Consider the following 23,573-nt stretch of genomic DNA (forward strand, 5'->3'; position numbering starts at 1 on the left):
CCCCAGCCCCCGGCCTCGGCGGTCAGCCGTCGAAGGCGATCAGCCGGCCCCGGCCCCGGTGGTCAGCCGTCGAAGACGATCAGCTGGCGCAGGGCGGCGCCGTCGGCGAGCTGGTCCATCGCCTCGTTGACGGCCGTCAGGCCGATCCGGGCCGAGACCAGCCGCTCCACCGGCAGCCGGCCCTCGCGCCACATCCGGGCGAACACCGGGATGTCGCGGGCCGGCAGTGCCGAGCCCAGGTAGCTGCCGATGACGCTGCGCCCGCCGGCCACCAGCGCGAGTGGCGAGATCGAGGCGCGGGCGCCGGGCGCGGGCAGGCCCACGCTGACGGTGCGGCCGCCGGGGGCCGTCACGGTCACCGCGGTCTCGAACGCCCGCGCGCTGCCCGCCGCCTCGACCACGACGTCCGCCTCGCCGGGCAGCTCGTCCGGGCCGTACACCTCGTGCGCGCCCAGCTCGCGGGCGGTGGCGAGCTTGGCCGGGTTGGCGTCCACGCCGATCACCCGGACGTCGTCGAGGGCCAGCGCGGTGAGCAGCGCCGCCATGCCCACGCCGCCCAGCCCGACGACCGTGACCGTCTGCCCGGGGCGCGGCCGGCCGGCGTTGAGCACGGCGCCGCCGCCGGTCAGCACGGCGCAGCCGAGCAGGGCGGCGACCTCGGCCGGCACGTCGGGATCGACCGGGACGACCGAGCGCCGGTCGACCACCACGTGCGTGGCGAACGCCGACACCCCGAGGTGGTGCAGCACCGCGACGCCGTCCCTGTGCTGGCGGACCGCGCCGCTCAGCAGGGTGCCGTCGTTGTTGGCGGCGCTGCCCGGCAGGCAGGGCGTCACACCCTCGGTGGCGCAGCCGGCGCAGCCGCCGCACCTGGGCAGGAAGGTCATCACCACGCGCCGCCCGGGGGCGAGGTCGTCCACGCCGGGGCCGGTCCGCTCCACCACGCCCGCCGCCTCGTGGCCGAGCAGCATGGGCGTGGGACGCACCCGGTTGCCGTCCACCACCGACAGGTCGGAGTGGCACACGCCGGCCACCTCCACCCGCACCAGCAGCTCGCCCGGCCCCGGCGGATCGAGTTCGAGGTCGCAGACCGTCAGGGGCCGCGACTGCGCGTAGGGCCGGGACCGGCCGATCTCCTCCAGGACCGCGCCGCGAATGCGCATCAGTTCGCCCTTCTTCGTGTCGAGAGGTTGGCCAGCAGCACCCCGCAGCCGCCCAGGACGAGCCCGGCCACGGCGAGCGGGGGCAGCGGCTGCCCGGCCAGCGACCAGGCCAGCACGGCGGTCACGGCCGGGGTCAGGAAGAACACCGTGCTCACCCGGCTGGCCGGGGAGCGCAGCAACATCCGGTTGAGCAGGATGAACGCCGCGATGGAGTTGACCAGCGCCATCCAGCCGACCGACAGCCCGAACGCCGTCCAGTCCGACACCCGGACCGGGCCGAGCGCCAGGCAGGCCAGCCCGGCGGCGGGGGCGCTGACCAGCAGCTGCACCGCGGTGCCGCTCAGCGCGTCCATGCGGGGGGCGTACCGCTGCTGGTAGAGGGTGCCCGCGCTGAGCCCGGCCAGCCCCAGCAGGCACAGCGCCACCCCGGACGCGGACAGGCTGATCCGGTCGGCCACCGCCAGGACCACCCCGGCCAGGCCGAGCGCGAACCCGGCCCACTGCCCGGCGCCGACCCGCTCGCCCAGCACCCGTCCGACCAGCAGGATGACCACCGGGTTCAGCCCCTGCACCAGGGACACGACCGCGGCCGGCAGGCCCGCGCCGAGCGCGCTGTAGAAGGCGCCGAACTGCACGGCCTGGATCAGCAGCCCGGCCACGGCCACGTGCGCCAGGTCCCGACCCCGGGGCCACGGCACCCGCCTGACCAGCGCGTACGCCCCCAGCAACACTCCGGCGACGGCGAACCTGCCGAACATCAGCAACAGCGGCGGCGCCGCCCTGACCCCCGGGATGCCCGCGATGAACGCGCTGCTCCACAGGACGACGAACACCCCGGGCGCCACCGGCCACCGCCTCCCGGCGCGCCGGACGGGCGCCGTGGCGGCGGCGGTCTCCCGCACGCGGGCAGGCGTCATCGCAAGGTCCTTCCGGATGAAGACGGATCAGGAGGCGCGCAGGGCCGAGCGGCGCAGCCCCCACAGCTCCTCGTCGGAGGTGCACACGCCGACGGCCCCGTGCCGCAGCGCCTCCACCACGTCGTCCGCGCTCTGCACGAACCCCGCGGCCAGGCACGGCACGCCCACCGCCCGCACCTGCCGCTCGACGTGCCGCAGCACCATGGCCGGCATGAGCTGCACCAGGTCGGGCCGCGACCGGGTGATGGACTGCAGGCTGCGCCGCAGGTTCGACCGGTCGGTGACGAACACCTTCTGCATGGTCAGCAGCCCGAGCCCGGTGGCCCGCTCGATCATCGCCTGCCGCGTGGAGACGACCCCGACCGCGCCGATGCCCTGCAGGTACGCCAGCGCCCCGGGATCGTGCCCCAGGCCGGGGGTCGAGTCGATGTTGACGAACCCGATCTTCCGGGCGGCCACCGTGCGCTGGACCGTGGCCGCCAGGTCGCCGAGCGGGATCGAGGCCAGGATGCCGATCGGCGTGGCGGAGGAGGTGAACCGCTCGACCATCTCCACCCCCACCAGCGACGCGGCGACGGGATGCTCGGCCAGGGCGGCGAGCAGGCGCTGATCCAGCGGGGCCTTGTGTCGAGCGTTCACCGCATCCACCTTAGTGCGCCGTGTTTTCGAAGGACGCGGGCAGCCCCAGCTTGCCGGGGTTCATGATGCCCCGCGGGTCCAGCGCCTGCTTGACCGCCACCAGCGTGGGATAGCCGCTGCCCAGCGCGTCCCGCATGTACGGCGAGCGCAGCAGGCCGACGCCGTGGTGGTGGCTGATCGCCGCGCCGTGCCTGACGAGCACCTCGGCGGCGGCGTCCCAGGCGGCCCGGTACCAGGCGCGCCGCTGGTCGCGCTCGACGTCGCCGCGCAGCGAGAAGTACAGGCAGGCGCCGTCGGTGTAGGCGTGCGACTGGTGGGCCGAGGCGCGCAGCGTGCCGGGGACGGCCTCGATGGCGGCCACGACCTCGTCGTACAGGGCGGGCAGCGAGGCCCACGGCCCGGCGATCTCGCAGGTGTCGGAGACGAACCCCGGCCCCCGGACGAAGCCGTCGGCGGCCTTGCCGACGATCATGCGCTCGTCCAGCCAGCGGGCGAAGACCGCCGCGCCGTCCAGTTTCACCGACGCGCGTTCGGCGCAGACCTCCTCGGCGATCTTCATGACGGCGTCCACCAGCACCGGGTCGCCCTCGTCGGCGACGAGCAGCAGGTTGGTGCCGGGCTCGCCGAAGTGGGTGCCGCTCTCGTGCGCGTCGTACAGGCGCAGCGCGGCCGGGGTGGCGCCGCGCTGCAGGATCTCCCGGCACGCGTCGAGCCCGGCGGCGAAGGTGTCGAAGCCGTAGGCGATGCCCACCGCGTAGTCGGGCAGCCGGTGCGTACGCAGCCGCAGCCGGGTGATGACGCCGAGCGTGCCCTCCGAGCCGATGAACAGCTGCCGCAGGTCGGGGCCCACCGCGGCGCGCGGGTAGGTGCCGTAGCTGGCGGTGGTGCCGTCGGGCAGCACCACGTCCAGCCCGACCACCATGTCCTCGATCTTGCCGTAGCGGGTGGAGAGCTGGCCCGCGCCGCGGCAGGCGGCCCAGCCGCCGACGGTGGAGATGGCGAACGCCGACGGCCAGTGGCCGGTGGTGGCGCCGTGCGTCTCCTGCAGCTCCTTCTCGAACAGGTCGCCGAACATGCCGGCCTGCACCTCGACGATCATGGATTCGGCGTCGAAGGACAGGATGCGGTTGAGCCGGCACACGTCCAGCACGACGCCGCCGTGCACGGGCAGCGCGGCGCCCAGCACGTTGCTGCGCCCGGCCGAGACGGTCAGCGGGATGCGGTGCTCGTGGCAGATCCGCACCACGGCGGCCACCTGCTGCTCGTCGTCCACCTCGACGACGACCGCCTCCGGCGTGGCCGGACGGCCGTCGGTCTCGCCGATGGAGGTGCCCGCCCACCAGTCGCGGGTGCGCAGGACCACCTCGTCCCGGTCGGTGTGCACGGCGGCGCCGAGCGCGCGCAGCTCCGCCACCACGCTCTCGGGGACCGGCACGACCTGGCCCTGCAGGCTGGCCGGGCCCTTCCCCGGCGGGCAGTCGGCGGCCCAGCGCGGCGGCGTGGGCGCGCCCACGACGTAGTCGCCGCGGTTGAACGGGTGGGTGACGGTCTGCCTGCTGATCATGAAAGTCCCTCCATCAGAACGCTCTTCTCGCGGTCCACGCCGCGTACGTAGTCCTCGACCTGCCGGGCCACCTCGTCGTCGGAGAGGCCGAGCTCGCGCTGGAGCAGCCGGCCCACCTCGGGAGCCGCCTCGACCGACAGGTCGCGGGCGAAGACCCGCATCCGGGTGCGCCGCGACAACACGTCGTCCACGTTCCTGGCCAGCTCGCAGCGGGCCGCGTAGACCACCTCGGCCCGCAGGTACTCGCTGCCCTCCACGACCGGCCCGGCCAGCGACGGGTCCTCGGTGATCAGGTCGGCGACGAACCGGGCCTCGGTGCCGTACCGCTCGCCCAGGTGGGCGCCGAGCCCGCCGGTCGCGGTGGTCGCCTCGGCGTCGTAGCCCGCGCCGCCGAGCAGCGGCAGCCGCGCGGTGCGGCAGCGGGCCTTGCGGCCGAGCACCTTCAGCGCCTCGTCCACGGCCAGCTCGCCCATGTGCCTGCTGGTGGTCAGCTTGCCGCCGGTGACCGTGACCAGGCCGAAGCCGTCGGTGATGATCCGGTGGTCGCGGCTCATGTCGAGCGTGGCGCCCTCCTTCTCGCCGACCAGCGGGCGCAGCCCGGCGATCGAGCCGATCACGTCGTCCGGGGTGAGGTCGGCGTCGAAGGCGGTGTTGGCGCCGTCGAGCAGGTACTGCATCTCCTCGCGGGTGCACAGCACCTCGTCGGGCGAGCCGTCGTAGTCGGTGTCGGTGGTGCCGACCACGACCACGTCGCCCCAGCGGGTGCAGGTGGCGCGGCGGGCCCGGCCGGGCACCGGGACGGTGACCGTGCCGTCCACCGGCAGCCGCGTCCACGGCACCACGATGTGCACGCCCTTGGCCGGACGCACCCGCGGCCGGTGTCCCGGGTCGGACAGCGCGTCCAGGGTGTCGGTCCACACGCCGGTGGCGTTGACGACGACCCCGGCGCGCACCTCGACCGTGCGGCCGTCCACCTCGACGCGGGCGCCGCGCACCCGGCCGCCCTCCTTGACCAGCTCGCGGCAGGTGGCGCCGTTCAGCACGGTGGCGCCGAAGTGGGCGGCGGTCCTGGCGATGGTCAGGGTCAGGCGGGCGTCGTCGGTGCGGCTGTCGTAGTAGAGCAGGCCGCCCTTGAGCCGGTCGGCGCGCAGCCGCGGCGCCCTGGCCAGCACCTCGGCCACGCTGAGCCGCTGGTGCAGCCGGCCGATGCGCCAGCCGCCCGCCAGGTCGTAGGTCCACAGCAGGCCCTCGAAGGCCTTGGCGATGCGGGCGTCGAAGACGCCGTCCTCGGAGAGGATCGGCAGCACGAACGGCAGCCGCCGCACCAGGTGGGGCGCGTTGCGGCGGAAGCGCTGGCGCTCCAGCAGCGAGCGGCGCACCAGCGGCAGGTTGCCCTGCTCGATGTAGCGCAGGCCGCCGTGGACCATCTTGGAGGACTTGGAGGAGGTGCCCGAGGCGAAGTCGTCGCGTTCCACCAGCGCCACGCTGAGGCCGCGGGTGGCGGCGTCCAGCGCGGCGTAGCAGCCGGTCACGCCGCCGCCGACGACGAGCACGTCCACCGGCCTTCCGGCCAGCCGCTCGATCTGCGCCTGACGGTCCAGCCGCAGCGGGGTGCGCCGGATGGCGCTCCTGGTCTCCGATCTGGGCTTGCGTTCTGGAAGCCGGATCACGAGGGGGATTCCTCCTGTTGGTACGAGATGTGCCGGGAGAGCAGGTCACGCCAGGCGGCGCGGGCCTCCTCGCGGGCGGCGTCGGGCAACGTGGGCTCGAAGACGGGGACGTCGCCGAGCCCGGCGAGGGCGGCGGGCAGGTCGGGCCAGAGCCCCGCGCGCACGCCCCCGAGGTAGGCGGCGCCGCGCAGGCTGGCCGTCTCGTTGGCGCGGGCGCGGCGGACCGGCCGCCCGACGAGGTCGGCCTGGCTCGCCATCAGCACGTCGCTGCTGGCCAGGCCGCCGCCGCAGAACAGATCGGTGACCGGCGCGCCGAGCGCCTGCTCCACCCCGTCCAGCAGGTCGCACACCGAGTGCGCGATGCCCTCAAGGACGCCCCGGGCCAGCTCGGCCCGGGTGGTGGACAGGCTGAGCCCGGTCAGGACGCCGGTGGCCTCGGGCGACCAGACCGGGGTGCGCATCCCGGCCAGCGCGGGCAGGAACCGCACCCGGCTCGGCCCGGGATGCTCGCGGGCCAGCGCGGTCAGCTGGGCGGGGGAGTCGAACAGCCCGATCTCCTCGCACAACCAGCGCACCGCCGAGCCGGTCGTGGCGGCGTAGCCCTCCAGGCTGAACACCGCCGCGCCGCGCGAACGCCAGCCGACCAGCGTCAGCACCCCCGGCACCGCCCGGCGATGCGCGGGCGGCCGGTCGCCGGCCACGGCGTCCAGGAACGTTCCCGTGCCGTGCACGCACATCGCCTGGCCCGGCCGGTGCGCGCCGAGCGCGATCATCGCGGCGTGCTGGTCGCCCATCACCGACAACACCGGCAGCCGCACGCCGAGCACGGACGGGTCGGTGTGGCCGTAGTCGCCGTCCTCGTCCAGGATCTGCGGCAGCACGTCGCGGGGGCAGCCGAGGAAGTCCCGCCACGGCTCGTACCAGTCGCCGGTGCGCAGGTCGTAGGCGCCGGCGGCGACCGCGTTGGTGGCGGACATGACGTGCCGCGCGCCGCCGGTCAGCCGCCACACCAGCCAGGTGTCGACCGAACCGAAGGCCACCCGTCCCGCCTCGTGCGCCCGGCGCGCGGCCGGGTCGTCGCGCAGCACGTCGGCGGCCCACAGCAGCGGCGCGCGCGAGCCGACCGGCCGGCCGGTGTGCTCGACCAGGCGGGCGTCCCAGCCGGGCTCCCATTCCCGCAGCCGGGCGGCGTAGCGGCGGTCCTGCCAGACCACGGCGGGGGTGAGCGGCTCGCCGGTGACGGTGTCCCACAGCAGCACGGTGGCGCGCTGGGTGGCGATCGACACGCCGGTGACCTCGACGTCGTGCGCCCGCGCCCACTCCAGGGCCTGCGCGCAGACCTCGGCGGTCTTCGCCCAGATCTCCATGGCGTCCTGCTCGACCCGCAGATGGTCGGGGGAGTGGACCGAGATGGGCCGGTAGGCGGGCGGGGCCGCCGAGCCGTCGTCCAGGACGACCGCGGCGCGCGTGCCCGTGGTGCCCTCGTCGACGCTGAGGATCCCCCGCCGGGTAGGGCCGGTCATCGGCGCTCGTCCCTCTTCCGCAGCGCGATCTCCTCCTCCTCCAGGTTGACCGCCACGCGGGTGGGGTCCCACTTGATCAGCAGGCAGGTGACCAGGCCCACCAGCGGCACCACCGACAGCACCATGAGGCTGGCGCCGACCCCGATGCCCGCCTGCAACTGCGGGAACAGGTACAGGCCGGCGACCGAGCCGAGGCTGCCGAGCATGCCGGTCACGCCGGTGCCCAGGGTGCGGATGTCGCTGCGGTAGGACAGCGCGGCGATCGACTTGCCGTTCGGGCCGGGCCCGGCGGAGTGGAAGAAGATGAACAGCACGGGCAGCAGCGCGGCCAGCGCGACCGGCAGCTCCTTGAACGTCGCGCCCATCACCAGCAGCGCCACGAACACCACCGCGTACCCGGCCATCGAGCTGACCCGCAGGCCGAGGCGGCGGCCCGTGTAGGCCGCCAGGCAGCCGCCGACGATGCCGACCGCGTTGAACGCCATCGACCCGATCGTGGCCTTCTCGAACTCCTTGCCGAACAGCTCCAGGCTGATCACCGGCAGGTACCAGCCGACCGCGAAGTACTGCATGGCCTGGGTGAGCGAGATGACCGTGGACAACACCGTGCGCGGCAGGTATGGCCTGCGGAACAGCACGCCCGCGTCCCCGAACCCCACCTGCCGTCCCTGCTCGGCCGCGACGCCGTCCCGCCCGGCGTCCTCCTGGACGGCGAAGCCGTACATGCGGCGCAGGGCCGCGGCGGAGTCGCGCAGCCGGCCCTTGGCGGCCAGCCACGTCGGGCTCTCCACCAGGAAGGCGAGTTGCAGGACCAGCAGCACGACGGCGAAGACGGCCGAGGAGCCCACCGACCAGCGCCAGATGTCCGCGCCCACGTCGAAACGGTAGAACACCAGCGTGAGCAGCAGGTTCGTGGTGGTGGCGGTGTACCAGACGCCTTGCCAGAAGTTGAGCCTGCCCTTGAGCGCGGACGGCGTGTACTCGGCCAGCAGCGCCATGGCCACCGCGAAGTCGATGCCGTACGCGATGCCGACCAGGCCGCGGCCGGCGAAGACGGTCTGGAAGTCGGAGCCGGCCGCGGTCAGCAGCGCGCCGAGCGCGAACACCACCTTGGTCAGCAGCAGCGGCTTGACCCGGCCGATCCGGGCGGCCAGCCAGCCGCCGAACGGGTTGGAGATGATGGCGATGGCCGGCGCCATGGCGGTGAGCACGCCCACCTGGCCCGGCGACAGGCCGAGCTGCTTGACCATGGGGGACAGGCCGGCGCCCAGGGCCGCGTTGGAGTAGGCGTCCAGGAACAGGCCCGCCAGGGCGAGGAACCAGATCCAGTTGGCCCGGCCGGCCAGCCTCGTCAGGGTGTTGATGACGTCGGCCGCGTCTCCGGCGTTGCGGATCCGCGTGACCGAGGTGTTCTGCACGGGGGCGTCGCTCATGCCCAGCCGCCTTTCAGGGGGGTGTGATCCCTTGCCAGCGGTCTGGATACGACAAAGGCACAGACGAAGACCACTGACAGGGATCTCTTCGTCTGTGCCTGCCGATTGACGGGACACTATGTGCCGGTTGTCCGGTATGTCAAGCGGTCGCGGTCGTATCGCCGCAGCTCGCACGCCCTGCCCGGCGGACCGGCCGGTCAGGAATACCTGATCTCCCACCAGCCGCGGGTGCACGACCACTTGCCCGCGGCCTTCACGCAGGCGCGGAACTTGCGGCCGTTCGGGGCGTCCACCGCGTACGACGTGACGCTGCGGCGTCCGCCGCCCCGGACGACCGCGTGGCAGGCGTGGTAGGTGCGGCCCCCGTCGTCGGTCCAGTCGATGGAGATGCGGTCGCCGGAGCGCAGGCTGGTGCCCCACGCCCACCAAACGTTCCGGCCGCGGTAGACGCCGTCGGCCTCGTACAGGTAGACCATGCCGCGGCGGCCCTTCGCCTTCGCCATGCGGTGCCAGGGCTTGGGCACGTCCCGGCTCACCCGCAGCCGCGCGCCGCACGAGTAGTTGATCGGCCCGGCGGCCTGCGTCCGCGACGCCTGCCGGGCGTCCTGGACGGAGGCGCCGGCGGGCGAGGCGACGGTCAGCAGGCCGCCGGCCACCACCGCGGCGAGCGCCAGAGCTGGAAGGTTGCGCATATGCTCCCCCTTGGTGCGGAATCGTGTGATCGCAACGTAGGGGCGCCGGTGTTGAGGATCCGTTGAGCCCGTGTTGATCTCCGCCGGGGGCCGCGCCGCCGCTGGTCAGCCGCCCGGAGGCGCCGGGGCCGGTCCAGGTCGGCGCGGACGATGCCGTACATCACGCCGTCACGCCTGCTGTCCGGGTCGCCGATCAGCCGGGTCAGGAACGCCAGATCGTCCTCGCGGACGGCGCGCAGTTCGATCGTCATGATCGCGACACTATGTGACGGACGTGACGTCGGCGCGGGCCCGGCGTCCGGCCCGCAGCGCCAGGGCCAGCGCCGCCAGCAGCGCCGCGCCCGTGAACGGCAGCCACGATAGCCCGGACGGCGGCCCGAACGTCCCGCCCACCCCCGCGCGGTCGAGCACGGCGGCCACCGCGAGCGCGGGCAGCGCCTGGGCCGCTCCCGAGACGAGCGCGAGGACGGCGAGCCAGGCGACCCGCGCCGCGTTGCCGCGGCGGTACGGCTCGCCCTCGAACACCGACGTCAGCAGCCCTCCGACCAGGAGGGCGGCGACGAGCGCGCACAGGCCGCCCACCAGCACGTCCGCCCGGAAGAGCACCTGCTCGGCCGCCGTCGAGTCCCAGACCCGCAGTGACAGCTCCCCGCCTCCCAGGGAGAGGCCGCGGGGCAGCTTGACCCCGCTCAGCCCGAGCCGGTCGGCGGCCTCCAGGCGGGGGACGACGCGAACGACGATCTCCCCGTCGGCCTGCGTGGCGCCGTTGACGGCGTAGGCGACCCCCCACACCCCCGCGACGGCTCCGGCGAACCTGACCACGTAGAGGGCCAGCCGCACGAACAGACGATCCATGGACGCTCCAAGGAGACGGACCGATGGTTGTTCATCATGCCCGCCGGAACGGCCCCGCGTACAGACGGCCCCGGCTCACTCGCAGGTCTGGTCCTCCGGGCTGCAGAACCTGACCTCGGGGACGTCGGCCGACGGCTCGTCCAGCAGGGGCCGGGGCTGACCGCGCAGGTGCCGGTCGAAGAAGGCGGTGACGTAGGCGCGGGTGAGGCCGCGGCGACCAGGATCTCGGCCGTGTGCAGGCCGACGCTGATTGGACTCTCCCCCACGGGGAGACCCCACGCTATGGGGGATTCCACCCAGATCTACTCGGAGGATCCATGACCCCGCGACTGGTCCATTGCCATCCCGTCACCTGTCTCAACGTCACGGGCATGGGAGAGCCCGGCGGCGCCGAGCACCTGTCGGCCATCGGCGCCCTGTACGCCGTGGCCTCCGCCATGGGCGGCGCCGCCGGGCCGCTGGAGGGCCGGTGGTGGGTGGAGGACACGTCGCTGCCGCCGCTGGAGACCCCGCGCGACCAGTGGCGGTGGCACCTGCTGCTGCCGTTGCCGGGGATGCCCGAGCCGGGGGCGGCCGAGGCGGCGCGTGAGCGGGCCCGCCCGTCGGGGGCCGCCGTGGACCGGGTCCAGGTCGTCACCTTCACCGAGGGCGAGTGCGTGGAACTGCTGCACGAGGGGCCCTACAGCGAGGAGAAGAGGTCGCTGGAGGTGATGGAGGCGTTCATGGCCGAGCACGGGCTGGTGCCGAACGGGCTGCACCACGAGATCTACCTGACCGAGTTCACCGACCCCGACCCGAAGACGCTGCTCAGGCAGCCGGTCGCCCCCCGGCCGGAGGAGGCGGCTCACCGGTAGACGGCCAGGGGCAGGCGGTGTCAGCGGACGCCGGTCACGTCCGCGTGCCGGACCGCAGCGCGCCCCGCAGCAGGGGGCGGGCCGCCAGGGCGACGACCACGGCGGCCAGCACCCCGACGCCCGCCATGAGGACGGCCCTGGTCAGCGCCCACGGCAGCGACTCGACGCGGTAGACGCTCACCAGGGGGAGCACCACCACGGCGACCCCCGACACGGCCGCCACCACGCAGACCGGCAGCGCCGCGACGACCGCCTGCCGCACGAGCACCCCGCCCAGCGCCCGTTCCGGCGCCCCGGCGGCGGCCAGCGCGGCGAACGAGCGGCGATGGTCGATCAGCTCCTCCGCCTGGTGCGCCACCAGGGCGATCGACGAGGTCGCCAGGGCCAGCAGGAGCGCGACGTCCACCAGCGCGTGGGCCTGGGAGTAGCCGACGGAGGCCTGCTGGGCCCCGACCGCCGCGCCGAAGAACACCGTCAGGCTCACCACCGACAGGGCCCTGGCCCACGCCCGGGGGTCGGCCTCGACCAGCCGCGCGGCCAGCAGCGTCTCCGGCGACCGGGCCCGCCGACCGGCCCTGCGGGCGTAGGCCCTGATCAGCCAGGTCGTGGCCAGGGTCGCGCCGATCAGCAGCAGGACCAGCCCGGCCGCCATGGCGGTCGCCGTCCCGTACTTGCCGACGACGGGGAAGCGGCCCTTGACCGACAGCCCGAGGACGAGCAGGCCCACGCCCGCCGCGAACAGGACCAGGTCCAGCACCTGCGGCCCCCGCACGCGTGCGCGGCGGGTCACGCCCAGCGGCGAGGTGACGACGTGCCGTCCGGCGCGGGCCCCCGACAGGACCCCGCCGAGCGTCACCAGCGCGACGACCACGGGGATCTGCGGCAGCGGCCCGCCGAGGTGGGTGACGACGTGGAGCGCGCCGCCGGTCAGCGAACCGACCAGCGCCAGCAGGCCGCCCTCCAGCGCGCCCAGCCGCCGTACGTCGCCCGGCGTCGCGCCCGCCAGCCGCAGGGCGGCCAGCCGTCGTTCCCTGGTGGCCGAGGCCAGCCGGTTGGCCTGGTGGACCAGGCCGGCGACCGGCACGGCCAGCAGCGCCAGGCCGAGCCCGGTCAGCGAGCCGTCCTCGTCCTGGAAGTCGGCCATGCCGACGGCCGTGCAGACCAGGAACGTGGCCACCGCCGCCCCGGCGGCGACCAGCCGGGCGCGCACGCGTTCGGCTCGCGAGCGTCCCCTGTGCAGCATGCCGAGCACGGTGATCATCGTTCCGCCCCCACCAGGACGGCGCCGTCGCGCAGCGGGATCTCGCGGTCGGCGTAGGCGGCCACCCGGTTGTCGTGGGTGACCAGGACGACGGCGGCCCGGCCGGCGCGGGCCGCGCCGAGCAGCGCGCCCATCACCTGCTCGCCGCCGAGCGTGTCCAGGGCTCCGGTGGGCTCGTCGGCGAACACCACACGCGGGCCGGTCACCAGCGCCCGCGCGATGGCGACCCGCTGCCGCTGCCCGCCGGACAGCTCGCCGGCGCGTCGCCCGGCGCAGCCGGACACCTCCAGCCGGGCCAGCCACTCGGCCGCGGCGGTCATCGCCTCCTGCCTGCCGTGCCGGTCGAACAGCAGCGGCAGCGCGACGTTCTCCGCCGCGGTCAGCTCCGGCACCAGCTCGCCGAACTGGAAGACGACCCCGAAGCTCTGGCGTCGCAGCCGGGTCAGGTCGTCCTCGGGCAGCGTGTCGATGCGCGTGCCGTCGAGGACGACCTCGCCGGACTCCGGCCGGACGACCCCGGCCAGGCAGTGCAGCAACGTCGACTTGCCCGCGCCGCTCGGACCGGTGATCGCCACGATCTCGCCCTCCGCGATCGCGAGCGAGACGCCGTTCAGCGCCCTGGTGCCGCCGAACGACTTGCCCAGGCTCCTGGCCTCAAGCATCGGTGTCCTCCTTCATCCGCGCGAGCGCGGTCTCGATCCAGCGCAGGTCGGCGTCGAGGTGCTGGAGCGCGTAGTCGGCCGCCAGCACCTGGGCGGGCGAGCCGGTCGCCTTCTCGGCGGTCAGCTCCCGCATGCGGGCCAGGTGGGCCTCGCGTTGCCGCAGGAGGTGGCCGTCGGCGGCCCTCCCCGCGACGGCGACCCGGGCGAACAGGGGGCTGGCGACGTACGGCGCCGACGGCTCGACGGCGTTCAGCCACCGCTCCAGCTCCGCCCGGCCGGCCTCGGTGATCGCGAACAGGGTGCGCTCGGGGCCGCCCTCCTGCCGCGTCTCGGCCACCTCCGCCAGTCCGTCGCGTTCCAGGCGTTGCAGCGTGGCGTAGACCTGCCCGTACGCCAGGGGCTTGGCGCCGGCGAGACGGTGATCGTGCTCTTTCTTGAGCTCGTAGCCGTGCTTCGGCCGCTCGGCGAGGAAGCCGAGCAGCACGTGACCGGTTGACATGATCACGACTATACATTCAATGAATAGTCGCGTGAGCGGAACCGGCGGGCCTCACACGAGGCGGGCCTCGTACGCGGCGATGACCAGGTGTACCCGGGTGCGGGCGCCGAGTTTGGTCAGCAGGCTGCTGACGTGCGTCTTGACCGTGCTCATGCTGACGAACAGGGCGCCGGCGATCTCCGCGTTCGACAGGCCCCTGGCGACCAGGACGAGCACTTCGCGCTCGCGTTCGGTGATGTCCAGGCCGCCGTCCCCGGACGGGGGCCGCACGTAGCGCTCGACCAGCCGCCGCGTCGCGGTCGGCGCCAGCAGCGACTCGCCGGACGCGACCACGGCCATGCTCCTGATCAGCTCGGCCGGCGGCGTGTCCTTGAGCAGGAAGCCCGCCGCGCCCGCCCGGAGCGCCCCGTAGACGTAGTCGTCGAGGTCGAAGGTGGTCACGATGAGCACGCGCGTCTCCGGCCGCTCCGCGCAGATGCGGCGGGTGGCCTCGATGCCGTCCATCTCCGGCATGCGCACGTCCATCAGCACCAGGTCGGGACGGTCGCGTCCGGCCGCCGTCACCGCCTGCGCGCCCGTGGCGGCCTCGCCGACCGCCTGGAACCCCGGCGTGGAGTCGATCAGCCGCCGGAAGCTCGCCCTGATGAGCGCCTGGTCGTCGGCCACCAGCACCCTGATCACAGCGGCAGCCTCGCCCTCACCCGGAAACCGCGCACGGGACGGACGCCCGCCTCGAACTCGCCCCCGAAGACGCGCACGCGCTCGCGCAACCCGGTCAGGCCGTGCCCGTACGGCCGCGCCCGGCCGCGCGTGCCGTCGTCGGTGACCTCCACGGTCAGCGCGTCCGGGAGGCGTTCGATGCGGACGAGGGCGTGCCGGGCGCCGGCGTGCTTGAGCACGTTGGTCAGCGCCTCCTGGACGATCCGGTAGACCGTCGGCCCCAGCTCGCCGTCCACGGCGCCGTCGATCGACAGCTCCACCTCCAGGCCCGCCGCCCTGGTGCGGGCGACGAGCGCGTCGAGATCGGCCAGGCCGGGGGCCGGGGCGAGCTCGGCCGCGTCGTCCTCGCGCAGCACGCCGAGCAGCTGCCTGGTCTCCCGCAGGGCCGACCTGCTGGTCTCCTCGATCGAGGCGAGCGTGCGGCTCATCTCCTCCGCCCCGCCCACGTGTCCCGCCACGCCCGCCTGCACCGCGATCGTGCTGAGGCTGTGGCCGATGACGTCGTGCAGCTCCCGGGCGATCCGCAGCCGCTCGGCGACGGCCTCCGCACGGGCCCGCTCCTCCGCCTGCGTGGCCAGCTGCCCGGTGTAGAGCCCGCGCTGGCGTACGGCCGTGCCGGCGGCCCACGCGGCGAGCAGGATCGCCCCCGCCAGCCCGAGCCGGTCGCGGACCGCGGCCGTCAGGGGGACCTCCGCCACGCCCTGCGCGGCGACCGCGCCCGCCACCAGCAGCGGCAGCACGGCCCTGCTCCGCGTGGCCAGCGTGTACAGCACGAGCGGCAGGCAGAGCAGCTCGGCGTGGGGAAGCAGGAACTCCCGCATGCCCAGCCCGCCGAGCAGGACGACCACGAACACCGGCCCCGGCCACAACCGCCGGACCGCCACGGGCAGCCCGGCCGCCAGCGCCGCCGCGAAGTCCAGCACACCGGGCTCGGCCGGGTTGCGCGACGAGGTGAGCCCGGCGTAGCCGAGCGCGACGACCAGCGCGACGACGGCGTCGAGGGAAATCCAGCCCCAGGCGGGCACCCGGTTCAGCAGCGGCGGACGGATCTGTTGGCGCACGGTGCGAACCTAACCCGGCGGCCACGCCGCCCGTATCGGTCCCAGGACCGATGCGCGCCGGGCTGGAGGCCGTGGAGGGTGAGGAACATGATCGAAGTCACCGGACTCACCAAACGCTTCGGCCGGACCCCGGCCGTGCAGGACCTCACCTTCATGGTCCGGCCCGGCCGGATCACCGGCTTCCTCGGCCCGAACGGCGCGGGCAAGACCACCACCATGCGCGTGCTCCTCGGCCTCGAACGGCCCACCGCCGGACGGGCCACCGTGAACGGCCTGCCCTACCGCGCGCTGGACCGGCCCCTCACCCAGGTCGGCGCGCTGCTGGACGCCTCCGCCGTGCAGGGCGGGCGGCGCGCGGAACAGCACCTGTGGTGGCTGGCCCGCTCCAACGGCCTCGACCGGGCCCGCATCGGCCCCCTGCTGGAGCTCGTGGGGCTCGGCGGAGCGGCGAGCCGGCGCGTCGGCGGGTTCTCGCTGGGTATGAAGCAGCGGCTCGGCCTCGCCGCGGCGCTGCTCGGCGACCCCGAGGTGCTGGTGCTCGACGAGCCGGCCAACGGGCTCGACCCCGAGGGCATCCGCTGGATGCGCGGCCTGCTCAGGTCGTTGGCCGCCGAGGGCCGCACCGTGCTGGTGTCCAGCCATCTCATCAGCGAGATGGCGGTCACGGCCGACCACCTCGTCGTCCTGGCGGGGGGCAGGCTGCGCGCCGACGCCGCGCTGGGCGAGCTGGTCGGGCCGGGCGGCTCGCTGGAGGAGACGTTCATGGAGCTCGTCGGAAGGGGGGAGCGGTGAACGCGCTCGCGGCCGAGTGGATCAAGTTGCGGACCCTGCGTTCCACCTGGTGGGCGCTCGGCGTCGGGGTGCTGGTGTCGCTCGCGCTCACCGTGCTCGGCGCCGCCACCGTCATCTCGCGCTGGGACCCGGGCCGCACGGGGGACCAGGCGGCCATGGGGGTCGTGGTCGCCGTGTACGTGGGGGTGGTCCTGGCCCAGCTCCCGCTCGGCATGCTGGGCGCGATGACCGTCAGTGGCGAGCACACGTCCGGCATGATCGACGTGACGTTCGTGGCGATGCCGTCGAGGGCGCGCGTGCTGGTGGCCAAGGCGGTCGTCCTGGGCGGCGTCGCGGTGGCCGGCTCGCTGCTCATCGCGGTGCCCGGCTACCTCTACGGGCGGTTCGTCGCCGCGGAGTTCCACCCGTCGTCGCTGCCCGCCGGGGCCTGGACGGTCGTCGCCGGCGGCACGCTCATGATCGTCGTGGCCACCCTGCTCGGGCTGGCGCTCGGCACGGTCCTGCGCAACGGCGCGGTGGCGACGGCGGCGCTGGTGGTGATCGTCCTGGTGGCGCCGTTCGCCGCCCGCGTGCTGCCGGGCGGCGACGTGGTCAACCGGGTCCTGCCCGGGTACCCGGCCCTCCAGCTGATCGAGCAGGTGCCGGACGTCATGCCGACCTGGGCGGCGTTCGCCGTGCTCGGCGCGTGGGCGGTGGTCCCGCTGTCCGTCGCCGTGGTCGCCGCCGCGCGTTCCTGACGCCGCGCGGGCCCGCCGGGCAGAGGCCGGGGCCAGGGGGCGAAGCCAGGAGTCAGGGCAGGAGTCAGGGCAGGGGTCAGGGCAGGGGGCGGGGCAGGGTTCAGGGCAGGGCGAGGAGGCTGACGGCGAGGGCCGCGGCGCCCAGGCCGACGAGCTGGCCGCGGTGGATGCGCTCGGCGAGCACGCCGCGGGCGAGCAGCACCGTCCCGGCCGGGTAGAGGGCGGTCACCACGGCCACCACGGCCAGGTCGCCGCTGCGGGCCGCGAGCAGGAACAGCAGGTTCGCCACCGAGTCGAGCACGCCCGCGGTCGCCGACAGCGCGTACGCGGGCCGCTCGGAGCCCAGCCGGCGGCGCAGCAGTCCCGCCGCGGTCAGGGTGACGGCCGACGAGACCGCCCGTCCCACGATCAACGGCGCCACCCCGCTGTCGGACGGCGCCTGGTGCAGGAAGACGAGCTGGAGGGCGATCGCCGACCCGGCGCCGAAGGCCAGCAGCAGCGCCGTCCGCGACGGACGCGCCGACCCCGCGCCGTGCCCCGCGCTGACCAGGACGACCGCCACCAGCGCGAGCGGCAGCCCCACCAGCCCGGCGGCCGACAGGTGCTCGCCCTGGAGCAGCCCCACGGCGACGGGCAGCGCGGCCGACACCAGCGCGGTCACCGGCGACAGCACGTTCATCGGGCCGATCGCCAGCGTGCGGTAGAGCAGGGCGAACACGGCCGCCGAGGCGACGCCCGAGGCCGCGCCCCAGCCGAGCGCGGCGGGGCTGAACGACGCGCCGAGCATCGGCCACAGCAGCAGCTCGACCACGAGGCTGGCCGGGGCCGCGACCATCACGGTACGCAGCACATGGGCCCTGCGGGCGCCCAGGCCGCCGAGGAAGTCGGCGCAGCCGTAGGCGAGCGAGCTGCCCAGGGCCAGCAGCAGAGCGATCACGACACCTCCTGGACATTCAGCGGAACGACCAAACAGTACATTAGAATGACTGCTGGAGGACAACGGACCGACCGCGCAGTACATTCCACCGGTCCGCCCCGCGAGGAAGGTGAACAGATGGCCGAGCCGGCCAGCGCCCTGCGCACGGTCGCCCACAACGTCAAGGCCGCCCGCACCCGCGCCGGCCTGTCCCTGGAGGAGCTCGGCCGGCGCGCCCAGGTCAGCAAGGGCGCGCTGGTGGCGCTGGAGAAGGCGCAGGGCAACCCCAACCTGGCCACGCTGGTCCGGCTGGCCGACACCCTCGGCATCTCGGTCTCCGCCCTGATGCAGGGGCCGCCGGAGGGCCGCCTGCGCGTGGTGGCCGCCGACGCCGTGGCCCCCTTGTGGACCGGGCCGCGCGGCGGCCAGGCCCGGCTCATGCTGACCACCACCGGCCCCGCCCCCGTCGAGGTCTGGCGCTGGCGGCTGGAACCCGGCGAGGAGTACCCCAGCCAGCCTCACCAGGCCGGGGTGGTGGAGACCCTCAGCGTCGTCTCCGGGCGGATGACGCTCGTCCTCGACGGCGCCGAGCACCCCGTCGAGGCGGGCCAGACCGCCACCTTCGACGGCGACGCCCCGCACGGCTACCGGGGCGAGGGCGACGGCGCCTGCGACATGATCATGACGGTCCACCTCCCTCCGGGCCCCTGGACAGCCGGCCGGCCCTGAGCTGCGCTCGCCGTCAGGAGGCCAGGCGCTCGATGGCGAAGGCGGACAGGAAGCCCACGGTGGTGATCAGCCCGGTGAGGACGTGCGCCTGCTCGAAGGCCTCCGGGATCATGGTGTCGGCCACCATGGCCAGGATGGCGCCGGCCGCGATCGCGGTGATCAGCGCGATCGCCTCGGGGGAGGCCGACCGGAGGGTCAGGTAGCCGATCATGGCCGCCACGCCGCTGACCACGGCGATGCCGCCCCAGACGCCGAACACGTACGCGGGGCTGCGCCCGGCCCGTCGCATGCCGGCGGCGCTGGACAGGCCCTCGGGGACGTTGGAGACGAACACCGCCGCCACGACGGCGAGGCCGATCTCGCCGCCGTGCAGCAGGGACAGCCCGAGCACCACCGACTCCGGGATGCCGTCGAGCAGTGCGCCGACGGCGATGGCGGCGCCGCTGCCCTGCGCGTCGGCCTCGCTGGGCTGCTGGTCGCCGGAGCGTTTGCGGTGCCGGGCGCCGTGCCGCGCCAGGATCGCGTTGGCCGCCACGTACGCGCAGGCTCCCGCCAGGAAGCCGACGGCGGTGGGCAGCAGCCCGCCGGACCGTTCGGCCTCGTCCAGCAGCTCGAAGGAGAGCGCCGAGATCAGCACCCCGGCGCCGAAGGCCATGACGGCGGCGATCGCCCGCGCCGGGACCCGCACCAGCATCGCCACGGCCGCGCCGAGGACCAGCGCGCCACCGGCGACCAGCCCCCACGTCCCCGCTTCCAGCCACTCAGGCATGTGCACCGATCCCTCTCGCGTCCTCGTCCCCAAGGTTCTCTCGCCCAAGCCCTTCCCGTCACGCGTTCCGGAGGCGGGGATTGGGGTGGAACGCCCCGGGTAGGGCAGGCGGCGGTCCGCCCCCGTCGTGAGGAGACTTGGATGGAGCACCGCCACACCCCTTGCACCCCGCGTCCGGCGCGACAGCTCTACGAGATCACCGTCCTGGACGCGGCGGGCGACCGCTGGCACACCATCGGCTGGGGGATCGACCAGGCGGAGGCCGAGTCGGCCGCGCGGGCGTGCGTCACCCGGCCGGTCCCGCCCTACCGGGCCGCCCGGATCCGGCGCGACGGCCGGGTCCTCGCCGAGCACCGCCGCAGCGCGTGAAGGCGCCGCCGTCGCCGCGCGTGGCGCTGCCGGTGATGTGCCACCGGTGGGCGCACATCACGTTCCTGCACTGGCGCTACCCCGTCGACGTGGTCCGTGAGCTGGTGCCGGACGAGCTCGCCGTCGAGACCATGGACGGGTCGGCGTGGGTGGGGGTGACGCCGTTCCTCATGGAGGACGTACGCGTGCCCGGCCTGCCCGCCGTGCCGTGGTTGTCGGCGTTCCCGGAGACCAACTGCCGCACGTACGTGCGGGACGCGCGCGGCCGTTCCGGCGTCTGGTTCCTGTCCCTGGACGCGGGACGGCTGCTGGCCGCGCTCGGCGGACGCTCCGGCTACCGGCTGCCCTACCACTGGTCCGACATGTCGGTCCGGATCGACCGGCGGCGTCGCCGCTACCGCTGCCGCCGGAGGTGGCCGGGGACGCGGGGCGTGCGGTGCGACGTCGAGGCGGAGGTGGGCGGCGTCCTGCGGGAGGACGAGCGGGACGAGCTCGCGCACTTCCTGACCGCCCGCCACCGGCTGTTCACCCGGGTGGCGGGCCGGCTGGCCGCGGCCGAGGTCGAGCACCCGCCGTGGCCGCTGCAGCACGTCGAGCTGACCGGCCTCGACCAGGACCTGCTGCGGGCCGCCGGCCTGCCCGGCCCGGCCGGCCCGCCCCTCCTGCACGCCTCCCCGGGCGTGGACGTCCGCGTCGGCATGTGGTCGTGGTGACCTGACGCGAGGCCCGCCCACGGGTCACCGGAAGAGGAAGCCGATCGCGGCGGCCGCGCGGAAGGTCCTCAGGGATGACTCCGGTCTCCTCCTCCAGTCGGATGGTCTTGTCGGAGGAACTGATCGATGATCAGGTCCCCGAACGATTGGAGTCGCGATGCGAAGACCAGTCCTGATCCTCACCCTCTTATCGGCCCTCGCGGCGCCGCTCGCGCCGGTCCCCGCGGCCGCCGCCACCGCCGGTGCCACAGCCGCCCCGGCCGTGCGGTGGGCGCCGTGCGCGGAGGACCTCGCGGCCGACTGCGGGACGCTGACCGTGCCGATCGACTGGAACGACCCGCGCGCCGGGACGTTCGAGCTGGCCCTGGCCCGGCGCCGGGCGAGCGACCCGGCCGCCCGCATCGGGTCGCTGGTGATCAACCCCGGCGGCCCCGGCGGCTCCGGCGTGGACGCCGTGGTGAACAACTGGCTCAGCTTCACCCCCGAGATCACCAGCCGCTTCGACGTGGTCGGCTTCGACCCGCGCGGCGTGGGCCGCAGCCATCCCGTCACCTGCTCGCTGGAGCTCGCCCAGCAGGCGCCCGACCCGCTGTCGATCAAGGACCAGGCCGGCTGGGACGCCCTGCTCGCCTTCAACCGGCGCTACGGCGAGGACTGCCGCCGGCGCACCGGCCCGCTGTTCGACAACGTCCACACCGGGTACGTGATCCGCGACCTCGACGCCCTGCGCGCCGCCCTCGGCGACGACAAGCTGACCTACTACGGCGTCTCGTACGGCACCCTGATCGGCCAGCTCTACGCCGAACGCTACCCGCGCCGCGTCCGCGCCCTCGCGCTGGACAGCAACATGGACCACAGCCTGGGCATCCAGGCGTTCCTGGACACCGAGGCCTGGACCTCCCAGGACTCCTTCAACGAGTTCGTGGCCTGGTGCGGCCGGACCGGCTCGTGCGCGCTGCACGGCAGGGACGTCCGCGCGGTGTGGCACGAGCTGCTGGCCAGGGCCGACCGGGGCGAGCTGACCTTCCCCGGGCAGCCGGACGTCAAGCTGCGCAGGCTCGACCTCATCGGCCTGGCCTTCGGCGCGTTCTACGGCCCGGCCTGGAGCCAGCTCGCCCAGCTGCTGGCCGCCATGGAGAGCGGCGCCGGCCCGGTCAGCCCGCTCTTCGCGCCGCCCGTCCGGGTCGCCGGGGAGACCGTCAACGACGCGAGCTTCGTCTTCTGCCAGGACTACGCGCTGCCCGTCCGCGGCTACCGCGACTGGGACCGGCTGCTCCGCAGGTCGGCGGCCGTCGCGCCGGACATGCTGGTCAGCGCCGCGGCGCACCCGCTCGCGCTGGCCTGCCAGGGCACGGCCACGCCCAACCGGCAGCACCGGCTCAGGGTGGACGGCTCGCCGGCGCTGCTGCTCGGCAACGCCCTGCACGACCCGGCCACGCCGTACGTGTGGGCGGCCTCCACGGCGCTGCAGGCCGGCCGGCAGGCCCGGCTGCTGACCTACGAAGGGTGGGGGCACGGCATCTACGGGCGCGGCGAGTGCACGACGGCCGCCTTCGACCGCTACCTGCTCTCCCGCGACCTGCCCGCCCAGGGCGCTCGCTGCCCGGCCGTCCCGCCGGACGAGACGTCGCTCAGGCGGGTCCCGAGCCCGAGCCCGCTGCCCGGCCGCCCCGGGTGGACGTCCGTCCTGCGGTAGCCGGATGGTGACGCGGCCTCGCGGCCCCCTCTCCGCGAGGCCGCGTCCTACCCCCGCGCGCCCGTGGTCAGGCGCTCGCGGAGGGCGTCGAGGCGGGCCATGGCCGGGGTCGCGGTGATGCCGTGCAGGACGACCGAGAGCACCACGGTGAAGGCCGTCACCGCCCACAGCTCCTCGGGCGGCACGCCGAAGTCGGCGTGGCCGAGCGCGTACGCCAGGTAGAACAGCGACCCCACCCCCCGGATCCCGAACAGCGAGATGACCCGGCGCTCGCGGGGGCCGGCCGGGCCCCGGACCTGGGAGAGCCAGCCCGCCAGCGGCCGGATGACCAGGATCAGCAGCACCCCGACGAGGACGCCGCGCCAGGTGAGCGGGGCCAGGCCGCCGGCGGCGACGAATCCGCCGAGCAGGAGCAGCAGCCAGGAGGTGAAGAGCCGTTCGAGCTGCTCGACGAAGCCGTGCAGGACGTTGTTGTAGCCGTGTCCGTGCTCGACCCGGCGGATGGCGCAGGCGGCGACGAACACGGCGATGAAGCCGTAGCCGCTGACCAGCTCGGTGACCCCGTAGGCGAGCAGGGTGGCGCCCAGGGCGACGAAGCCGTCGCGGCGCTCGGCCAGGCGCAGCTCCTCGGCGGGGGAGTGGAAGAACAGCCGGCCGAGCAGGCGGCCGATCAGCAGGCCGCAGACGACCCCGGCGATGATCCGGTAGAGCACGTCCGTCAGCGCCCACTCGCCCGTCCAGCCCAGGCCGCCGGCGGTGGCCAGGGCGATGGCGGCGTACACGATGGGGAAGGCCAGCCCGTCGTTCAGGCCCGCCTCCGAGGTGAGGGCGAAGCGGACCTCGTCGTCGGCGTTCTCGGCGTCGGCGGGCTCGCCCACGCTGACGTCGGAGGCGAGCACCGGGTCGGTCGGCGCGAGCACGGCCCCCAGCAGCAGCGCGGCGGCGACGGGCCAGCCCAGCACGCCGGAGGCCGCCGCCGTGACCCCGGCGACGGTCAGCGGCATCGCCCAGCCGAGCAGCCGCCAGGTCGTCGACCAGCTCCGTAACCCGATCCGCCGGTTGAGCGCCAGCCCCGCGCCCATGAGCGAGACCAGCACGCAGATCTCGGTGATGTGCTCGACGGCCGCCCGGTGGGCGACGGGATCGGGCTCGGGCAGCCCGATCGGCAGCAGGTACAGCCCCATGCCGCCGAGCAGGTAGACCAGGGGAGGGGAGAAGGCCCGGTGGGCGAGCAGGCCGGGCAGGACGGCGGCGAGCAGCGCGGCGGCGCCGCCGAGGGCCAGGACGAGATCGGGGGTGGACATCCCGGCCCCACTGCCCTGATCAACTCAGGACAATC

25 protein-coding genes are annotated in these 23,573 nt (G+C 74.7%); 7 read left to right on the forward strand and 18 right to left on the reverse strand.

The annotated features are described in order from the left end of the window. Window positions 1–62: 62 nt before the first annotated feature. From ACIBQ6_RS02740 to ACIBQ6_RS02785, 10 genes are all read right to left on the reverse strand, one after another. Window positions 63–1,163 (reverse strand): alcohol dehydrogenase catalytic domain-containing protein, encoded by a 1,101-nt coding sequence (locus ACIBQ6_RS02740; protein WP_397209850.1) that lies wholly within the window; start codon window positions 1,161–1,163, stop codon window positions 63–65. Continuing rightward, window positions 1,163–2,080 carry a DMT family transporter gene (locus ACIBQ6_RS02745; protein WP_358293598.1) on the reverse strand — a complete coding sequence of 306 codons (918 nt, stop codon included), beginning with the start codon at window positions 2,078–2,080 and terminating at the stop codon, window positions 1,163–1,165. Before ACIBQ6_RS02745 ends, ACIBQ6_RS02740 begins: the two co-directional genes overlap by 1 nt. 27 nt (window positions 2,081–2,107) lie before the next feature. Then, window positions 2,108–2,719 carry a glycerol-3-phosphate responsive antiterminator gene (locus tag ACIBQ6_RS02750; protein WP_358293597.1) on the reverse strand — a complete coding sequence of 204 codons (612 nt, stop codon included), beginning with the start codon at window positions 2,717–2,719 and terminating at the stop codon, window positions 2,108–2,110. A 10-nt stretch (window positions 2,720–2,729) separates the two neighbouring features. Beyond that, complete coding sequence (locus ACIBQ6_RS02755) at window positions 2,730–4,283, reverse strand: FAD-binding oxidoreductase (protein ID WP_397209851.1); 1,554 nt, start codon at window positions 4,281–4,283, stop codon at window positions 2,730–2,732. Continuing rightward, window positions 4,280–5,953, reverse strand: a complete 1,674-nt coding sequence (locus ACIBQ6_RS02760; RefSeq protein ID WP_397209852.1) for a glycerol-3-phosphate dehydrogenase/oxidase — start codon at window positions 5,951–5,953, stop codon at window positions 4,280–4,282. The genes ACIBQ6_RS02755 and ACIBQ6_RS02760 overlap by 4 nt, the downstream gene beginning before the upstream one ends. Then, window positions 5,950–7,476, reverse strand: coding sequence for an FGGY family carbohydrate kinase (locus ACIBQ6_RS02765; protein WP_397209853.1), 1,527 nt, complete (start codon window positions 7,474–7,476; stop codon window positions 5,950–5,952). Before ACIBQ6_RS02765 ends, ACIBQ6_RS02760 begins: the two co-directional genes overlap by 4 nt. Beyond that, complete coding sequence (locus ACIBQ6_RS02770) at window positions 7,473–8,909, reverse strand: MFS transporter (protein ID WP_358293592.1); 1,437 nt, start codon at window positions 8,907–8,909, stop codon at window positions 7,473–7,475. Before ACIBQ6_RS02770 ends, ACIBQ6_RS02765 begins: the two co-directional genes overlap by 4 nt. A gap of 197 nt (window positions 8,910–9,106) precedes the next feature. Continuing rightward, complete coding sequence (locus tag ACIBQ6_RS02775) at window positions 9,107–9,601, reverse strand: hypothetical protein (protein ID WP_397209854.1); 495 nt, start codon at window positions 9,599–9,601, stop codon at window positions 9,107–9,109. Then, complete coding sequence (locus ACIBQ6_RS02780) at window positions 9,547–9,852, reverse strand: hypothetical protein (protein WP_397209855.1); 306 nt, start codon at window positions 9,850–9,852, stop codon at window positions 9,547–9,549. The genes ACIBQ6_RS02775 and ACIBQ6_RS02780 overlap by 55 nt, the downstream gene beginning before the upstream one ends. 10 nt (window positions 9,853–9,862) lie before the next feature. Continuing rightward, a complete protein-coding gene (locus ACIBQ6_RS02785; protein ID WP_397209856.1) occupies window positions 9,863–10,456 on the reverse strand; it encodes a hypothetical protein in 594 nt (197 codons plus the stop codon). A 317-nt stretch (window positions 10,457–10,773) separates the two neighbouring features. On the opposite strand from ACIBQ6_RS02785, the gene ACIBQ6_RS02790 reads away from it, so the two are divergent. Then, entirely contained in the window at window positions 10,774–11,310 is a 537-nt protein-coding gene (locus tag ACIBQ6_RS02790; RefSeq protein WP_397209857.1) for a hypothetical protein, read from the forward strand. Between the two features lie 34 nt (window positions 11,311–11,344). Here the strand turns inward: ACIBQ6_RS02790 and ACIBQ6_RS02795 are convergent, their stop codons facing one another. Genes ACIBQ6_RS02795 through ACIBQ6_RS02815 form a run of 5 tightly spaced genes read right to left on the reverse strand, consistent with a single transcriptional unit; the run spans window position 11,345 to window position 15,513 of the window. Then, window positions 11,345–12,571, reverse strand: a complete 1,227-nt coding sequence (locus tag ACIBQ6_RS02795; protein ID WP_397209858.1) for an FtsX-like permease family protein — start codon at window positions 12,569–12,571, stop codon at window positions 11,345–11,347. Continuing rightward, the gene (locus ACIBQ6_RS02800) at window positions 12,568–13,233 is read right to left on the reverse strand and encodes an ABC transporter ATP-binding protein (RefSeq protein WP_397209859.1); all 666 of its coding nucleotides are present in this window, start codon (window positions 13,231–13,233) and stop codon (window positions 12,568–12,570) included. The genes ACIBQ6_RS02795 and ACIBQ6_RS02800 overlap by 4 nt, the downstream gene beginning before the upstream one ends. Continuing rightward, the gene (locus ACIBQ6_RS02805; protein ID WP_397209860.1) at window positions 13,226–13,732 is read right to left on the reverse strand and encodes a PadR family transcriptional regulator; all 507 of its coding nucleotides are present in this window, start codon (window positions 13,730–13,732) and stop codon (window positions 13,226–13,228) included. The genes ACIBQ6_RS02800 and ACIBQ6_RS02805 overlap by 8 nt, the downstream gene beginning before the upstream one ends. Before the next feature lie 51 nt (window positions 13,733–13,783). Then, entirely contained in the window at window positions 13,784–14,413 is a 630-nt protein-coding gene (locus tag ACIBQ6_RS02810) for a response regulator transcription factor (protein WP_358293582.1), read from the reverse strand. After that, window positions 14,410–15,513: a sensor histidine kinase gene (locus ACIBQ6_RS02815; protein ID WP_397209862.1), complete on the reverse strand. Its 1,104-nt coding sequence runs from the start codon at window positions 15,511–15,513 to the stop codon at window positions 14,410–14,412. Before ACIBQ6_RS02815 ends, ACIBQ6_RS02810 begins: the two co-directional genes overlap by 4 nt. Before the next feature lie 87 nt (window positions 15,514–15,600). Between ACIBQ6_RS02815 and ACIBQ6_RS02820 the strand changes: the two genes are divergently transcribed. Continuing rightward, the gene (locus tag ACIBQ6_RS02820; protein WP_397209863.1) at window positions 15,601–16,305 is read left to right on the forward strand and encodes an ABC transporter ATP-binding protein; all 705 of its coding nucleotides are present in this window, start codon (window positions 15,601–15,603) and stop codon (window positions 16,303–16,305) included. Then, entirely contained in the window at window positions 16,302–17,042 is a 741-nt protein-coding gene (locus tag ACIBQ6_RS02825; protein ID WP_397209864.1) for an ABC transporter permease, read from the forward strand. The genes ACIBQ6_RS02820 and ACIBQ6_RS02825 overlap by 4 nt, the downstream gene beginning before the upstream one ends. Window positions 17,043–17,142: 100 nt before the next feature. Here the strand turns inward: ACIBQ6_RS02825 and ACIBQ6_RS02830 are convergent, their stop codons facing one another. Beyond that, on the reverse strand, window positions 17,143–17,979 hold the full coding sequence (locus tag ACIBQ6_RS02830) for an EamA family transporter (protein ID WP_358293576.1): 837 nt from the start codon (window positions 17,977–17,979) through the stop codon (window positions 17,143–17,145). Between the two features lie 117 nt (window positions 17,980–18,096). Here ACIBQ6_RS02830 and ACIBQ6_RS02835 point away from each other — a divergent pair, with 117 nt between their 5' ends. Further along, window positions 18,097–18,687 carry a helix-turn-helix domain-containing protein gene (locus ACIBQ6_RS02835; RefSeq protein ID WP_397160140.1) on the forward strand — a complete coding sequence of 197 codons (591 nt, stop codon included), beginning with the start codon at window positions 18,097–18,099 and terminating at the stop codon, window positions 18,685–18,687. Between the two features lie 13 nt (window positions 18,688–18,700). Here the strand turns inward: ACIBQ6_RS02835 and ACIBQ6_RS02840 are convergent, their stop codons facing one another. Next, on the reverse strand, window positions 18,701–19,456 hold the full coding sequence (locus tag ACIBQ6_RS02840; RefSeq protein ID WP_358293573.1) for a ZIP family zinc transporter: 756 nt from the start codon (window positions 19,454–19,456) through the stop codon (window positions 18,701–18,703). A 141-nt stretch (window positions 19,457–19,597) separates the two neighbouring features. On the opposite strand from ACIBQ6_RS02840, the gene ACIBQ6_RS02845 reads away from it, so the two are divergent. The 3 genes from ACIBQ6_RS02845 to ACIBQ6_RS02855 all read left to right on the forward strand — a co-directional run bounded on the left by ACIBQ6_RS02845 (window position 19,598) and on the right by ACIBQ6_RS02855 (window position 22,234). Then, window positions 19,598–19,825: a hypothetical protein gene (locus tag ACIBQ6_RS02845; RefSeq protein WP_358293571.1), complete on the forward strand. Its 228-nt coding sequence runs from the start codon at window positions 19,598–19,600 to the stop codon at window positions 19,823–19,825. Then, entirely contained in the window at window positions 19,822–20,538 is a 717-nt protein-coding gene (locus ACIBQ6_RS02850) for a YqjF family protein (RefSeq protein WP_397209865.1), read from the forward strand. The genes ACIBQ6_RS02845 and ACIBQ6_RS02850 overlap by 4 nt, the downstream gene beginning before the upstream one ends. A 157-nt stretch (window positions 20,539–20,695) precedes the next feature. Further along, window positions 20,696–22,234 (forward strand): alpha/beta fold hydrolase, encoded by a 1,539-nt coding sequence (locus ACIBQ6_RS02855; RefSeq protein ID WP_397209866.1) that lies wholly within the window; start codon window positions 20,696–20,698, stop codon window positions 22,232–22,234. 47 nt (window positions 22,235–22,281) lie between these two features. On the opposite strand, the gene ACIBQ6_RS02860 is transcribed toward ACIBQ6_RS02855, so the two are convergent. After that, on the reverse strand, window positions 22,282–23,538 hold the full coding sequence (locus ACIBQ6_RS02860; protein WP_397209867.1) for a cation:proton antiporter: 1,257 nt from the start codon (window positions 23,536–23,538) through the stop codon (window positions 22,282–22,284). Window positions 23,539–23,573: the final 35 nt, after the last annotated feature.

The sequence above is a fragment of the Nonomuraea sp. NPDC049655 genome (genome assembly GCF_044465465.1).
Classification (GTDB): Bacteria; Actinomycetota; Actinomycetes; order Streptosporangiales; family Streptosporangiaceae; genus Nonomuraea.

Bases quoted from the DNA above. Each gene is read 5' to 3' on its own strand.
- ACIBQ6_RS02795 (WP_397209858.1), bottom strand. From the start codon at position 12,571: ATGATCACCGTGCTCGGCATGCTGCACAGGGGACGCTCGCGAGCCGAA.
- ACIBQ6_RS02780 (WP_397209855.1), bottom strand. From the start codon at position 9,852: ATGACGATCGAACTGCGCGCCGTCCGCGAGGACGATCTGGCGTTCCTG.
- ACIBQ6_RS02820 (WP_397209863.1), top strand. From the start codon at position 15,601: ATGATCGAAGTCACCGGACTCACCAAACGCTTCGGCCGGACCCCGGCC.
- ACIBQ6_RS02790 (WP_397209857.1), top strand. From the start codon at position 10,774: ATGACCCCGCGACTGGTCCATTGCCATCCCGTCACCTGTCTCAACGTC.
- ACIBQ6_RS02835 (WP_397160140.1), top strand. From the start codon at position 18,097: ATGGCCGAGCCGGCCAGCGCCCTGCGCACGGTCGCCCACAACGTCAAG.
- ACIBQ6_RS02855 (WP_397209866.1), top strand. From the start codon at position 20,696: ATGCGAAGACCAGTCCTGATCCTCACCCTCTTATCGGCCCTCGCGGCG.
- ACIBQ6_RS02845 (WP_358293571.1), top strand. From the start codon at position 19,598: ATGGAGCACCGCCACACCCCTTGCACCCCGCGTCCGGCGCGACAGCTC.
- ACIBQ6_RS02755 (WP_397209851.1), bottom strand. From the start codon at position 4,283: ATGATCAGCAGGCAGACCGTCACCCACCCGTTCAACCGCGGCGACTAC.
- ACIBQ6_RS02775 (WP_397209854.1), bottom strand. From the start codon at position 9,601: ATGCGCAACCTTCCAGCTCTGGCGCTCGCCGCGGTGGTGGCCGGCGGC.
- ACIBQ6_RS02740 (WP_397209850.1), bottom strand. From the start codon at position 1,163: ATGCGCATTCGCGGCGCGGTCCTGGAGGAGATCGGCCGGTCCCGGCCC.
- ACIBQ6_RS02860 (WP_397209867.1), bottom strand. From the start codon at position 23,538: ATGTCCACCCCCGATCTCGTCCTGGCCCTCGGCGGCGCCGCCGCGCTG.
- ACIBQ6_RS02745 (WP_358293598.1), bottom strand. From the start codon at position 2,080: ATGACGCCTGCCCGCGTGCGGGAGACCGCCGCCGCCACGGCGCCCGTC.
- ACIBQ6_RS02800 (WP_397209859.1), bottom strand. From the start codon at position 13,233: ATGCTTGAGGCCAGGAGCCTGGGCAAGTCGTTCGGCGGCACCAGGGCG.
- ACIBQ6_RS02840 (WP_358293573.1), bottom strand. From the start codon at position 19,456: ATGCCTGAGTGGCTGGAAGCGGGGACGTGGGGGCTGGTCGCCGGTGGC.
- ACIBQ6_RS02765 (WP_397209853.1), bottom strand. From the start codon at position 7,476: ATGACCGGCCCTACCCGGCGGGGGATCCTCAGCGTCGACGAGGGCACC.
- ACIBQ6_RS02785 (WP_397209856.1), bottom strand. From the start codon at position 10,456: ATGGATCGTCTGTTCGTGCGGCTGGCCCTCTACGTGGTCAGGTTCGCC.
- ACIBQ6_RS02805 (WP_397209860.1), bottom strand. From the start codon at position 13,732: ATGTCAACCGGTCACGTGCTGCTCGGCTTCCTCGCCGAGCGGCCGAAG.
- ACIBQ6_RS02770 (WP_358293592.1), bottom strand. From the start codon at position 8,909: ATGAGCGACGCCCCCGTGCAGAACACCTCGGTCACGCGGATCCGCAAC.